The following is a 13,668-nucleotide window of genomic DNA, read 5'->3' as shown; positions in this document are numbered from 1 at the left end:
TTTATGCTTGATGGTGTCTTGATATGGCAGCTCCCCGTTTCTACCACCCCCTGGACTTGACGGCCCAGACCGAGATCGCCCTGCCCGAGGCTCTGGCGCATCATGCTATCCGGGTGCTGCGTTTGAAGGACGGTCAGGACATTGTCCTGTTTGACGGGCGCGGAACCCAGTATCCCGCCACCTTGCGCATTGATGGCAAAAAGGGCTTTGCCAGCCTGGGCGATGCCCAAACACCTGTCCGCGAGCTGGCCGGTCGCATAACGGTGCTGCAAGGCATTGCCTCCAGCGACAAGATGGACTGGATTATTGAAAAAGCCGTGGAAATGGGCGTCAGCCGCTTTGTGCCGATTCGCGCGCAACGTAGCGTGCTGCAACTGAACGCGGAGCGACAGGCCAAGCGCATGGGCCATTGGCAAAGAGTGATTGAGTCGGCCAGCGAGCAGTGTGGTCGCAACCGCTTGATGGAACTGTCAGCGCCGCTGACATTGGCCGAATATTTCCGCGAGGCGGAAACTGGCCTGCATCTGTTCTGTGATCCCGATGCGCCCCAGCAATTGGCGCAGGCCATTAGACCGCAAGATCAGGCCATGACTATCTTGATTGGCCCCGAAGGCGGGTGGTCGCCCGAAGAGCAGAAGGTGGCACTGGGAGCCCAGGCTCAGGCGATTCGTTTCGGGCACCGCGTGCTGCGAACCGAAACCGCCGCCTTGGCGCTGACAGCAGCGATCAGCGCCTTGCAAGGCTGGGAATAAGGCTTATTCTTCGTCCTGGCTGGAGTAGGAAGCAGGGGTCTCACCCGGTTCAGGGTCAGGATGCTTGCCAGCGTGCAGAACGACACATACAAAACGGCGCTCGTTATTCGAGGCCCAGGCATGCACATCTTCACACACGCCCAAAATAGCCTGGGCGTCTTTTTCCAACGCAGGATCACCACTGTGCAGATTGTCCAGCCACAGGGCCAGGCCTGCTTTCTGATCCAGCACGGTGTCACACAGGCAATCGTAGAGCGCATCCAGATTGCCACCAAAAAATTCAGGGTAATCGACAGCCTTGGCGACTGCTCGCAGCACAGCGGAACGATTGCGCGCACGATCGCAACTTACTTCCAGGGCGGTAAGCCCCTGGTCCTGTGCCTGCTCCAGAAAATCAGCAGCCGTCAGGCCCGTTGCGTCGAGCACACCGCCTTGTTGCAAAGCTTCTTGCAAAGTCAGGGATTGGCTCATCAGGACGCTTCCTTAAAAAACGCTAACACTTCTTCACGACGACTCATGGTATCGGTCTTTCCTAACTCGATCAGCTCTTGGGTGTAGCCGGACTCGAATAACAAATATGAAATTAATGCACCGCCTGTGGTCGGACCGGACTTTGAAGATACACCAAGTACTCGAAATAGGGTACGTGCAGCAGTTGGCATCTGATGAATATGCCGAGTGGCAATTTCATCCAGCGAGCGGCTGGGGGTGATGGCAAACGTGCTGACAGGACGCAGCGATTGGCTTTGTAATACATTTGCAGGCATATAGGCAAGCAATGTATTGATGCGTTCCATACGCTCAATATCCGTTGACACACTATCGAGGAATATGTTGGATAAAGCATAGCCACTGATCTGCGCCAAAGAGGGGTATGGCGGATCCCTGGATTCCTGCTCGTGATAGGTGTTGTCGGCGTATCCGGTACCCACAATCAGCACCTTGTGCGCTCCCAGATGAATGGCCGGACTGATGGGTGCCAACTGACGCATCGTCCCGTCCCCGCACCACTGGGTTTGCTTGCCCACTTGCAGAGACTGAGCCGGAAACATGAAGGGAATGGCGCTGGAAGCCATCAGGTGGTCCACCCCGATGACACCGGGGATGGCACGGCGCAGATTGCGCGTCCAGGGGCGAATACGCTCGTCAGACTGATAGAAAGTCAGGTGCTCACCCGTGGTGTAGGCCGCTGCTGTAATCGCCAGCGCGCCCACATGCTGCTGGGCCAGATTGCGCTGCAAACGGTCGAAGTCCAGGCTCTCTTCCAGCAGGTCGCGCAGGGGCGAATTATCCAGCATGGAGTGCGGCACATGGTCACGCAGACGCGGCGCCAGCCAGCCCAAGGCCAGCGTGGCCACCCAGTGCACACTGGTCGCCAGCAACTGCAAAGGGTCAGCATGAAAGATATCGTTGGTGCGCAACGAGCCCCACAGCTGTTGTATATGGTCTACAGCCTCATGAGGCCTGTCGGCGCGGCACGCCAATCCGGCCGCGTTGATGGAGCCTGCCGAAGAGCCACAAATAATACCGAAGGGATTGCGAAACTGAGGATTGCGATCAGGATCCAGCAGCTCCAGCAAACCGGCCAGCACCCCGGCCTGATACGCACCGCGCGCCCCGCCCCCATTCAGGACCAATGCCACAGGAGCGGGAGAGCGCTGGATCATGGTAGGTATCAGCCTTCAGTAGCGACGTTGGCATCCACTACCGTGACCGCCGTCATATTGACGATACGGCGCACCGAAGAAGTGGACGTCATGATGTGAACCGGTGCTCGTGCCCCCAACAGGAAGGGGCCGATTGCCACGTTACCACCGGCAGCCGTCTTGAGCAGGTTGTAGGCAATATTGCCCGCCTCCACATTCGGGCACACCAGCAAGTTCGCCTCGCCAGTCAGGGCCGAGGTGGGCAGGATTTGATGGCGGGCCTTTTCATCCAGCGCACAATCGCCGTGCATTTCCCCGTCCACCTCCAGACTGGGGTCCAGCTTGCGCACACGCTCCAGCGCACCCCGCATAGTGACGGCGGCAGGCGAATCATTGGTGCCGAAGTTGGAGCTGGACAGCAATGCCACCTTGGGTTCGATATTGAACTGACGCATCTTGCGAGCTGCCGCCAAGGTGATTTCAGCTACCTGATCTGCATCGGGATCGTGGTTCACGTGCGTGTCCGTCAAGGCCACGGTACGCTCGCTAAGCAGCAGAATATTCATGGCCGCATACGTTTCCACGCCGGGTGCCTTGCCAATCACCTGATCGACCAGCTCCAGATGGTTCTCGTAACGGCCCACCGTGCCACAGATCATGCCATCAGCATCACCCAGGTGCAGCATCATGGCACCGATCAAGGTTGGGCGACGACGCATTTCCACACGCGCCATCTCTTTACTGATACCGCGACGGGACATGATTTCCCAATAGCTGGTCCAGTAACGGTGGAAACGATCATCCTGTTCGGGGTTGGTCACTTCCACATCAATGCCCAAACGCAGGCGCAAGCCATAGCGTTCAATACGCTGCTGCAGGACAGCCGGACGCCCCACCAGAATCGGGCTGGCCAAACCTTCATCCACAATAATCTGCACGGCGCGCAGCACACGCTCGTCCTCGCCCTCGGTAAAGACCACACGAGACTTAGCGCCGTCCTGCACCAGGCCACGGGCCAGCGAATAGATGGGCTTCATGAAGGAGCCGGACTTGTAAACGAACTGACGCAGCTGATAGATATAGCTTTTCAGGTCCGCAATCGGACGCGTCGCCACGCCTTCCTCCATCGCTGCCTTGGCAACGGCAGGAGCAATGCGGACGATCAGGCGCGAGTCAAAAGGACGGGGAATAAAGAAGGAGGGCCCAAAAGACACTTCCTCCAGCCCATAGGCAGCCGCAACCCCTTCGTCCTGCTCTTCGCGTGCCAGCTGACAAATGGCCAGCACAGCGGCTTTTTCCATGCCGCGTGTAATCGTGGTGGCGCCTACGTCCAGCGCGCCACGGAAGATATAGGGGAAGCACAGCACGTTATTGACCTGGTTCGGGTAATCCGAACGGCCAGTTGCCATGACCACGTCGTCGCGCACGGCGTGAGCGTCTTCGGGCAGAATCTCGGGGTTAGGATTGGCCAGGGCCAGAATCAGGGGCCGGGGAGCCATTTTCTTCAACATCTCGGGCTTGAGCACACCACCAGCGGACAGGCCCAGAAAGACATCGGCCCCATCAATCACATCATTCAGGGTGCGGGCGTCGGTCTGCTTGGCAAAGCGGGCCAGCTCGGGCACGGGATTGCCGGGGCGGCCTTCGTACAGCACGCCATCAATATCCGTCACCCAGATATTTTCCAGCGGCAAACCCATATCAATCATCAGGTCCAGGCAAGCCAGCGCGGCCGCACCGGCCCCAGAAGTCACCACCTTGACCTGCTTGATGTCTTTTTCAACAACGCTCAAGCCATTCAAGAAGGCTGCTGTCACACAAATGGCGGTGCCATGCTGGTCATCGTGAAAGACAGGAATGCTCATGCGCTGGCGCAGCTTGCGCTCTACCTCGAAACACTCGGGGGCCTTGATGTCTTCCAGATTGATGCCGCCAAAGGTCGGCTCCAGACCGGCAATAATATCCACCAGCTTGTCGGGATCGGTTTCATTGATCTCGATATCAAAAACATCCAGACCCGCAAAGCTCTTGAACAGCACGGCCTTGCCTTCCATGACCGGCTTGGAGGCCAGCGCGCCAATATTGCCCAGCCCCAGCACCGCCGTGCCGTTGGAAATCACCCCGACCAGATTGCCCCGACCGGTATAGCGGAAGACATTTTGCGGGTCGTTGACGATTTCCTCGCACGCGGCCGCCACACCGGGCGAATAGGCCAGTGCCAGATCGCGCTGGTTGGAGAGTTGCTTGGTCGGCGTGACCGATAACTTTCCGGGCCTGCCCTGTTCGTGATATTCCAGGGCTGCTTTCCGAAAATTGGCGTCCATGCTTATACCTACCCAAAAATCCATTCAAAACGGACCGGGATCGCCAGAGCGTCGCCATTGCCTGTCAACGTGAATTCAAACAAGCGCGTGGCTTGATACGCTGAATGCTGTTCTCGTCTCCGAAACCCCGGTCACCTTGCCTGGCCCTCAAGGCCAAAGCAAGGACCATTCTAGCCCTTGAGTTACAACATGGGTCAAGCACAGGCCAGGACAAACTTATAGCGTTTGGCCCGGATAGGAAAATCGGTCCGCTGGATCAAACAGAGCTTTGATGCGGCTATCCACATCCTGAGCTTGCCAGGGCTGCTCCTGATTCGGCCAGGACCAGTCTTGCGGGTCCGAGCCGCTTAAAACGGCATCATCCAGCACCAGCCATTCCACCCAGGCCAAATCACCGCCGTGGCCCAGCATCAGATGAGCCAGATTGATGCCCTCGCCCTCAAGCGGCTCCAGCGCATCCAACCTATAGCGGCAAGGCCATTGTTCCTGTCTCAAGGCCTGCGTTTCGGATTCGCCCATCAATTGGAACAGGGCCGGAATCAACTGCTGCATGCGCAGGCTATCAAGCGGGTTGCGGTTTTCCTGACCAAAGGGACCCAAGGCTGCCTGCGTGTTGTCAGCCAGAATGACCGAGCAGTGCAATACGCCCGACAAGGCAGTGCGACCTGTGGGCCAATCATGCTGGCGTCGATCCGCCAGCCAGGCGGCCACGGTCATCCCGGCAGGCGCATTGGCCAGTCCTTGAAAACCTTTGGCTTCCATTTCACCCAGCAGACAGCCAGGCTGAACAAACCAGCGATTGGAGTTGGGTTCCAGACGATCGCAGCGGGCCATCTGTCGGCCCGGTGCCAGAACAATCAAGGGACCATCGGTTTCACTGGCTTGCGGCACACCTTCCAGACACACCGTCACACCGTACTCGGCGGCCAGCGTCAACACCATATGCACGTCTGCACTGGAAGCGGGTTCCAGACGAGCCTGCTCATGATGCGGTTCTGCGCTAAGTTCGGACCACTCGCCCTGAACCCGGGCTTTCAGACGTGAACAAAATGTCTGCCACGCTGTTTGGGGAGGACGACGTCCCATCAAAAATGCACGCCGCGACGAAGAAACCATAGACTTTTCCTGCAACAAACCTAAACTTGAGTCTCACTGGCCCGACGGTTTGTACCCCTACAGGGCACACGCACATGCCACAGCCACCTGACGCCCTTTTGAGCAAGGTCCTACAATACACTTTTTACCCGAGATTTGCCGTATGTCCCGCCTCGCCAGTCGTACCGAACATGTTCTTCCTTTTCATGCTGTTGAACTCTTCAAACAGGCTAATGCCCTGAAGGCCACGGGCCGCGACATTATCAGCCTGGGCATAGGCGAACCGGACTTCACCGCCCCGCAAGCCGTGGTCGATGCGCTGCATCAGGCCAGTAATCAAGGCTTGAGTCAGTACACCGCCCCTGCCGGTCTGACGGCTTTACGTGAACGCATCGCCCTGTATTACGAGCAGCAGTTCCAGGCCCGTGTCGACACTTCGCGTATTGTGGTCACGGCCGGCGCATCCGGTGCCCTGTCTCTGGCTACGCTGGCTCTGATCAATCCTGGTGACGAAGTGCTGATGCCCGATCCGTCCTACCCGGCCAACCAGAACTTCATCATGGCAGCCGGTGGTACGGCCCGCCTGATCCCGGCCTCGGCGGAGGAACGCTTTCAACTAAGTGCCCAGCATATTCGCGAGCACTGGGGCCCCAAGACCCGCGGCGTTCTGATTGCGTCGCCCAACAATCCCACCGGCGCAACGATTTCCCGCCTTGCCCTGCAAGAACTGATCAAGGAAGTGCGCGCCCGTGACGGCTTCATCATCATGGACGAGATTTATCTGGGTCTGTTTTATGAAGAAGCACCGCTCAGCGCCCTGACCCTGGATCAGGACATTATTGTTATCAATAGCTTTTCCAAGTACTTCCACATGACGGGCTGGCGTCTGGGCTGGTTGATCCTGCCCACCTGGATGACAGAGGCTTGCGAGCGCATGGCTGCCAGTCTGGCAATTTGCGCTCCCTCCCTGGCCCAACATGCCGCCCTGGCCTGCTTCGAGCCTGAAACCATGGCGATTTATGAAGAGCGTCGCCTGGCCTTCAAGCAGCGTCGTGATTATCTGCTGCCCGAGCTGGAGCGTCTGGGCCTGCGCGTGCCCGTCCGCCCTGACGGCGCTTTCTATATTTATACGGATATTCGTGAATACAGTCAGGACAGCGATGCCTTCTCGCAGCAACTGCTGCACGAGGCCGGAGTGGCCGCTGTGCCGGGCCGGGACTTCGGTACGGCCCACGCACCTTATACCTTGCGCCTGTCCTACGCCACTGGCATGGACCGCTTGCAGGAAGCGATCAGTCGTCTGGGACAATTTCTGGGCCGCTAAACCCGGCATCGTTTCAGTCTGCCGGGCAGTGCAGCCCGACACCAGTAAAGTATTTCGGGCCGCAAGGCCCGATTTCTTTTTCCATTCAGACCACTTAGCGTGCCCGGATCGGAATGCCCGAGGCCAAGGCAATACGGCGACGTTCAGCCAGCACCTTCGCGCCATAGCCGCCATCGCTAGGCCCGGTTGCGCCCACATAACAGGCCAGGCCACCTTCAAGAGACCCTCGGCGGCGAATACAGTCCGACAGAATCTGCGCACCCACCCGAATATTTGCCTCGGGGCTCAGCACGGCCAACGTCCCTTCCATATAGATATCGAACTTCTCTTTATGGACTTTGGTCATCACCTGCATCAAGCCCTGCGCACCTACATGACTTTCCGCATAAGGGTTGTAGCGCGACTCAATGGCGATCACCGCCAGAATCAGTTGCGGGTCCAGGTTCTTTTCCTTGCCCACAATAAAAGCGGTGTGGATCAAGGCCCCCGCCACCGAATAGGCAATCTTGTACTTGCGCGCCAAATAGCTGCGCAAGGCCTGCTGCTGAGCCGCCGTAACGCCCGCAATGGGCTGCCCGGTGACCGAAGCACGCAGGTTCTTCATAAAGCCCTGATAAGTAGAGACAGCTTGCTGCTGTTCTGTCTGGCTCAAGTCTTCGCCCTCTTCGGACAGGTTGGGCTGTGTCTTGTCCGCTGGCCAGACTGCCTGGCTGTACGCATCGTATTTCACCGCCTCGGGGCGCAGGGTTTGCACGAGACCGGTATAAAGCTGGTTAAACTGAGCGCGCATCGACGGCACAACCACACAGGCTGCAATCGTCACCAGTACGGCAATGCCCAGGTACATGGCACACACGTGCACAAACTCACCGATGCGATACGTCAGGGTGCGGGCTGAGCGACTAAGTACATAGTCCATATCTTGGAAGCCCATGGCATCATCCTTAGTATTGCTAACTGCCCGATGTTAACCTTAGAACCTGTTCAAGGTCTTAACCAAAAATATCTGCAAGCGGAGCCCCGTTCTTCTGTGAAATACCGTGACTTGAGAGACTTTATTGCCCAGCTGGAAGCCAAGGGCGATCTGAAGCGGATTACGCAGCCAGTTTCCACCTCGCTGGAAATGACTGAAATCAGTGATCGGGTACTGCGTGCCGGTGGACCGGCACTTTTGTTTGAAAATGCCCAGCATCAAGGCTCCAAAGCCGCCATGCCTGTCCTGGCCAATTTGTTCGGCACGCCGCAACGCGTCGCCTGGGGCATGGGTGCACAGGATGTGTCGGCATTACGCGACACTGGCGAACTGCTGGCCAATCTGAAAGAGCCACAGGCCCCCACCGGAATGCGTGATGCACTGTCCAAAGTCTCCATGCTCAAGTCCGCCCTGTGGGATATGAGCCCCAAGAATGTCCGCTCTCCCGCCTGTCAGGAAGTAGTGCTGGAAGGCAAGGACGTGGACCTGAACCAGATCCCCTTGCAGCTATGCTGGCCCGGCGACGTGGCCCCCTTGCTAACCTGGGGTTTGGTGATTACCAAAGGCCCTCATGCCAAGCGTCAGAACCTGGGTATTTACCGTCAGCAGCTGATTGGCCGTAACAAGCTCATCATGCGCTGGTTGTCCCACCGTGGCGGTGCCTTGGACTTCCGCGATCATGCACTGACCAACCCCGGCAAACCTTTCCCGATTGCCGTTGCCCTGGGCACCGACCCCGCCACCATTCTGGGTGCGGTCACCCCAGTGCCCGATAGTCTGTCCGAATACCAGTTTGCCGGTTTGCTGCGCGGCTCGCGCACCGAAGTGGCCAAAGCCCTGGGTAGCGACTTGTCTGTCCCCGCCTGGGCCGAGATTGTGCTGGAAGGCCATATCCTGCCCAGCAATCACCCGGATGCCCTGGCCCCCGAGGTGCCTGAAGGGATGAAGCCGCCCGCAGACAGCAGCTACGAAATGGCACTGGAAGGCCCTTACGGCGACCACACCGGCTACTACAACGAGCAGGACTGGTTCCCGGTCTTTACTGTCGAGCGCATCACCATGCGCCGCAACCCGATTTACCACAGCACCTACACCGGCAAGCCGCCCGATGAGCCTGCCGTTCTGGGCGTTGCGCTGAACGAAGTCTTTGTGCCCCTGCTGCGTAAACAGTTGCCTGAAATTGTGGACTTCTACCTGCCTCCCGAAGGCTGCAGCTACCGCCTGGCCGTGGTGTCGATTCGCAAGCAATACGCAGGCCACGCCAAGCGCGTGATGTTTGGTGTCTGGAGCATCTTGCGCCAGTTCATGTACACCAAGTTCATCGTGGTGGTGGACGAGGATGTGAACACGCGCGACTGGAAAGAAGTGATCTGGGCCATGACTACCCGTATGGACCCGGTGCGCGATACCGTGCTGGTGGAAAACACGCCTATCGACTATCTGGACTTTGCCTCGCCGGTCTCAGGACTGGGCGGCAAGATGGGCATGGATGCTACCAACAAGTGGCCCGGAGAAACCCAGCGCGAATGGGGTACCCCTATCCAGATGGATGAGTCCACCAAGAAGAAAGTGGACGATATGTGGAGTTCGCTGGGGCTGTAAGCCAGAACGCGCCTTCATATGGCGCATTCCAAAAACAAACAAAGACCATCACCGCAACGGTGCATGGTCTTTGTTTTATTCTGCTCTTCAATGCGGGCCAGTCAACGCTACGCCCAAGGCCAGTATCAGGTCGGCGAGGCCAAAGGCTCCACCAGTTCAATCAGGTACTCATCCGGGTCAAACACAAAGGCAATCGTGCGTTTACCGTGATTCATCTGCTTGGGAGGCGTCTTGATCCTGACGCCCTGCTCCTCCAGATAACGCACCGCCTGATACACATCCTGGACCATCAAGGCCAGATGACCAAAAGCCCCACCCTTCTCATACGGCTCTTTTTGATCCCAGTTCCAGGTCAGCTCCAGACTGGACTGTGTGCTCTGGTCAAAGCTGAGAAACACATTGGTGAAGCGACCGGACTCATAGTCCGTGTGGCGCACCACACGCATACCCAGAATATCGCGGTAGAACGCCAGGGACCGCTCCAGATCCAGGACACGCAACATGACATGATCAAGGCCAAACTGTATTTGGGAAGTGCTCATAGCAAGGGGCAGAGGGTTGAAAATTGCAATGTAGCAAAACCGCCCTCCTTGCATCATGACCGCTCATCAAGGGTCCATGAGAAATACTCAAGCCTTACGCACTGGCTGCCATCAACTCCGACGAGATGGTCTGGATGAATAAAGGCACACAGGGATTGGCATTGCTTTCCTGCCACATGATGTTGATGAAGGACTGCGGATGCTGGCCCGACAAGTCCAGATCAATCGCCACCAGATCACGGTGCACGTACTTGCGCAAGGACTGCGACAAAACGGCAATGCCGATATTGGCCGCCACCATGCTCATGATGCCGGTAATGGTGCTGGCTTCCTGTACGGAATTGGGATGGAAACCGGCATGTCGACACAGGGAATAGAAATAACGCCGCCAGACCTGCCAATGCGTCTTGCTGCCCACCACAAAACGCTCATTGGCCAGTTCCACCAAGGGAATGGATTTTTCCTTTGCCAAAGGATGATCGCTCTGCAAAAGAACGATGGGATCATCACGACATACCGGCTTCCACAGCACGCCCAGTTCCTCGGGGTCATCAGAGAAAGCAAAGCCAAAGCCCAGGTCCAGACTGCCCTGCTGCAAGCCCTGTATTTGCTGCTGCGTGGGCATATATAACAAATCGGTTGTGATGTTCGAATACTGCTGCTTGAAGTGCTCCAGCGTTCTGGGCAGCACGTCCTGCACCGCATAGTCGTTATAGGCAATGATCAGGTGTCCGATATCGCCAAACTTGGCTTTCTGGGCCAGCTCGATACCGCGCTCCAAATGCACAAAAACCTGTTCGATTTCCTGCAGCAATAAAAAGCCTGCCGCTGTGAGCTTGACCTGGCGGGTGCTGCGTTCAAACAGGTCCACCTGCAAATCATCTTCCAGCTTTTTGATGATGCGCGTCAGGCCCGGTTGCGTGATGTGCAGCAGCTCCGCCGCCTTCTTGAAATGCAATTGTTCGGCCACCGTTTTAAAGGCGCGCAGGTGATGCAAATCCAGGCGTGCGGGAATCATGGTTTTGCTCATATTTTAGATTGATAACATCGCGATCAATAATAGTGCGCGAATAGTGAATGGACAAGCAATTTGCAGAGGATTAGCTTATCTAGCACGCACTGGATGGCGCTTTGCAAGCATGCCAGGACCGGATGCCCAGCCCCACGGAAAGGAGGAACTCATCCTGTTGCAGCCGATGCTCTAGCCGAGCTTTCAACCAATACCAAGAAAAGATAGACACGTAGAAATAATAAAAAAACCAGCTACCCCCACAGGGTTTGATTTCAAAAAACAGATAGTCCCAATACTTGAGGAGACATAAGTATGCAAAGGGAAAGCACCGTGGCCGAATCGGAACATACCGATACGGGTCACATCAAGAAAGTAATGATGGGTTCAGCGGCCGGTACGATCGTTGAATGGTTTGACTTTGCCTTGTTCGGCTATATGGCCGTCTACATCGCACAAAACTTCTTCCCCTCGGAAGACAAGATGGCGGGCCTGCTGGCCACCTTTGCCGTATTTCTGGTGTCCTTTATTGTTCGCCCCCTGGGCGGCATCTACTTTGGCAGGCTGGGCGACCGCATTGGCCGCAAGAAGATTCTGGCCCTGACTGTCTTGCTGATGTCCGGGTCCACCGCCGCCATTGGTCTGATTCCAACCTATGAAAGTATTGGCATCTGGGCTCCGGTTCTGCTGATCATCATCCGCTGTATTCAGGGGCTGTCGGCCGGTGGCGAATATACGGGCGCCACCATCTACACCGTTGAACACAGCCCCATGAACAAACGCAACTCCTACGCCTGGGCCATGTCCGGTGCCACCTACTTTGCGTTTGCACTGGCAGCCGGGATCAGCGCCGGTCTGGCCGCGATTGTCGGTACCGAGGCCATGGGTGATTGGGGCTGGCGCACCATCTTCCTGCTGGCCGTTCCCATGGGCATCGTGGCCTTCTTCATTCGGGATCATCTGGCCGAATCGCCCGAGTTCCAGCAGATGCGTGCGGAGAAAAAAGGTCAGCTCAGCTACAGCGCGTCCCAGGTCTTCAAGGCAGAGGGTTCCAATATTGTGAAGCTGGGCGGCTTTATCGTGCTGTACGCCCTGTCCTTCTACATTTTCTCCACCTACATGAACACCTTCCTGCGCACGGTCATTGGCTTGTCCTCCGTCCAGTCCCTGACTGCGAACATGGTTGCCCTGCTGTTTGTCACCGCCCTGACCCCGCTTGCCGGTGTGATCTCGGACCGGGTGGGCCGCCGTCGCATGATGCAATTTGCCGCTGTCTGGCATGCGCTGTTCACCATTCCGGCCTATATGATCGTCAGCAAGGGAGCTTCGTTGGAGGCCGCCATTTTCGGCATGCTGATTATCGGTATTGGTCAGGTGGCAGCCAGCGTGGTGGCCGTCACCCTGCTCTCGGAGATGTTCCCGACCGACATGCGCTATACCGCTTCGAGCATGTGCTACAACATCACCTTCGCAATTTTTGGTGGCACCGCACCTTACCTGGCTATCTGGCTGACGGCGCAAACAGGCAGCTATCTGGCTCCCGCGTTTTACGTCACGGTGGTCGCGGTTCTGTGCTTTTTCTGGGTGACTGTGCTGATGCCCGAAACCGCCAACAAGCCTTTGCGCCGCTACCACACCGAGCCGGCTCATGATGCCAAACCGGCCGTCAGCATGGGCAAGGCAGGCGCCAGTTAAGCCTTCTTTATTCCCGCTGGTTTTCCGCAATCAACAGCCCTGTTTTACAGGGCTGTTTTTTTATGGAAAAAGAGCATTGATTTACATTAAAAGCAATTCACATAAAGCTGATTCTGCCCATACAGAAACAGTATTCCCATACCGGCTTCTATAGAATAACCTTCTATAGCCCGCGTCAAATATAGACTCACCTCCTGCCTTAAGCAGACTGAAGAATGCGCTTGCACTGCCCAAGGGATTTGCACCATGACCACCATCAGCCTCACCGACGTAACCGTAAGCAGCGACGCCGCCTCGCATGCCCAAGGGTGGCTGACGGTTCAATTCAGCAATGGCTACCGCATCCAGGCCTCCTGCCCCGAGAGTAATGACAACTGGGCTCAGGGAACCCGGCAGTTGTGCAAGCCAGGACATCACGACGGTCTGGCTCCCACGCAGGTGGACGAGCTGCTGATGCAAGCGGCTGACGATGGCAGCTATGTCGTCTTGCAGGCCACTTTACCCAAGACCTCCATTCCCATGACCTATGCCCGTCCCGCTGACGAGCACGTTTATATGGAGCTGTCCCATAAACAGCAAAGCGTTTTCAGCGCAGATTTTCTGGCCATTGCCGCTATTATTTTCGGGGCCTTGTATGGTTTGAAATGGCTCTTTGAAAAGTACCTGCTGCCCAAACTATAAAAACGCAGCCCAAAAAAAACGTCCT

Annotated in this window: 12 protein-coding genes; 5 read left to right on the top strand and 7 right to left on the bottom strand. The window is 56.9% G+C overall.

Annotated elements, in window-relative coordinates; translation table 11 throughout:
* The first annotated feature begins 23 nt into the window (after positions 1-23).
* The gene (locus tag ACU6HM_RS09385) at positions 24-752 is read left to right on the top strand and encodes a 16S rRNA (uracil(1498)-N(3))-methyltransferase (RefSeq protein ID WP_446763709.1); all 729 of its coding nucleotides are present in this window, start codon (positions 24-26) and stop codon (positions 750-752) included.
* Between the two features lie 3 nt (positions 753-755).
* Here the strand turns inward: ACU6HM_RS09385 and ACU6HM_RS09380 are convergent, their stop codons facing one another.
* The 4 genes from ACU6HM_RS09380 to ACU6HM_RS09365 all read right to left on the bottom strand — a co-directional run bounded on the left by ACU6HM_RS09380 (position 756) and on the right by ACU6HM_RS09365 (position 5,838).
* A complete protein-coding gene (locus ACU6HM_RS09380) occupies positions 756-1,223 on the bottom strand; it encodes a barstar family protein (RefSeq protein ID WP_009455142.1) in 468 nt (155 codons plus the stop codon).
* Complete coding sequence (locus tag ACU6HM_RS09375; protein WP_446763708.1) at positions 1,223-2,419, bottom strand: patatin-like phospholipase family protein; 1,197 nt, start codon at positions 2,417-2,419, stop codon at positions 1,223-1,225. Before ACU6HM_RS09375 ends, ACU6HM_RS09380 begins: the two co-directional genes overlap by 1 nt.
* 8 nt (positions 2,420-2,427) lie before the next feature.
* Positions 2,428-4,722, bottom strand: coding sequence for an NADP-dependent malic enzyme (locus ACU6HM_RS09370; protein WP_446763707.1), 2,295 nt, complete (start codon positions 4,720-4,722; stop codon positions 2,428-2,430).
* A 216-nt stretch (positions 4,723-4,938) separates the two neighbouring features.
* Positions 4,939-5,838, bottom strand: a complete 900-nt coding sequence (locus ACU6HM_RS09365) for a hypothetical protein (RefSeq protein ID WP_446763706.1) — start codon at positions 5,836-5,838, stop codon at positions 4,939-4,941.
* 142 nt (positions 5,839-5,980) lie between these two features.
* Here ACU6HM_RS09365 and ACU6HM_RS09360 point away from each other — a divergent pair, with 142 nt between their 5' ends.
* The gene (locus ACU6HM_RS09360) at positions 5,981-7,141 is read left to right on the top strand and encodes a pyridoxal phosphate-dependent aminotransferase (protein WP_446763705.1); all 1,161 of its coding nucleotides are present in this window, start codon (positions 5,981-5,983) and stop codon (positions 7,139-7,141) included.
* 94 nt (positions 7,142-7,235) lie between these two features.
* Here the strand turns inward: ACU6HM_RS09360 and ACU6HM_RS09355 are convergent, their stop codons facing one another.
* Positions 7,236-8,075, bottom strand: a complete 840-nt coding sequence (locus ACU6HM_RS09355; RefSeq protein WP_009455145.1) for a lytic transglycosylase domain-containing protein — start codon at positions 8,073-8,075, stop codon at positions 7,236-7,238.
* Between the two features lie 96 nt (positions 8,076-8,171).
* Between ACU6HM_RS09355 and ACU6HM_RS09350 the strand changes: the two genes are divergently transcribed.
* Positions 8,172-9,716, top strand: coding sequence for a UbiD family decarboxylase (locus ACU6HM_RS09350; protein WP_035271470.1), 1,545 nt, complete (start codon positions 8,172-8,174; stop codon positions 9,714-9,716).
* Between the two features lie 125 nt (positions 9,717-9,841).
* On the opposite strand, the gene gloA is transcribed toward ACU6HM_RS09350, so the two are convergent.
* The gene (gloA, locus tag ACU6HM_RS09345; RefSeq protein ID WP_446763704.1) at positions 9,842-10,258 is read right to left on the bottom strand and encodes a lactoylglutathione lyase; all 417 of its coding nucleotides are present in this window, start codon (positions 10,256-10,258) and stop codon (positions 9,842-9,844) included.
* A 94-nt stretch (positions 10,259-10,352) separates the two neighbouring features.
* Positions 10,353-11,276 (bottom strand): LysR family transcriptional regulator, encoded by a 924-nt coding sequence (locus tag ACU6HM_RS09340; protein ID WP_230940579.1) that lies wholly within the window; start codon positions 11,274-11,276, stop codon positions 10,353-10,355.
* A gap of 306 nt (positions 11,277-11,582) precedes the next feature.
* Here ACU6HM_RS09340 and ACU6HM_RS09335 point away from each other — a divergent pair, with 306 nt between their 5' ends.
* Both ACU6HM_RS09335 and ACU6HM_RS09330 read left to right on the top strand, forming a co-directional pair.
* Positions 11,583-12,962: an MFS transporter gene (locus ACU6HM_RS09335; RefSeq protein WP_022983431.1), complete on the top strand. Its 1,380-nt coding sequence runs from the start codon at positions 11,583-11,585 to the stop codon at positions 12,960-12,962.
* A gap of 246 nt (positions 12,963-13,208) precedes the next feature.
* Positions 13,209-13,643 (top strand): hypothetical protein, encoded by a 435-nt coding sequence (locus ACU6HM_RS09330; RefSeq protein WP_035271159.1) that lies wholly within the window; start codon positions 13,209-13,211, stop codon positions 13,641-13,643.
* The last annotated feature ends 25 nt before the right edge of the window (positions 13,644-13,668 follow it).

Source organism: Alcaligenes sp. RM2 (assembly GCF_052931795.1).
Note: the sequence above shows the minus strand (reverse complement) of the source record. Positions and strands in the feature narration are given on the sequence as shown.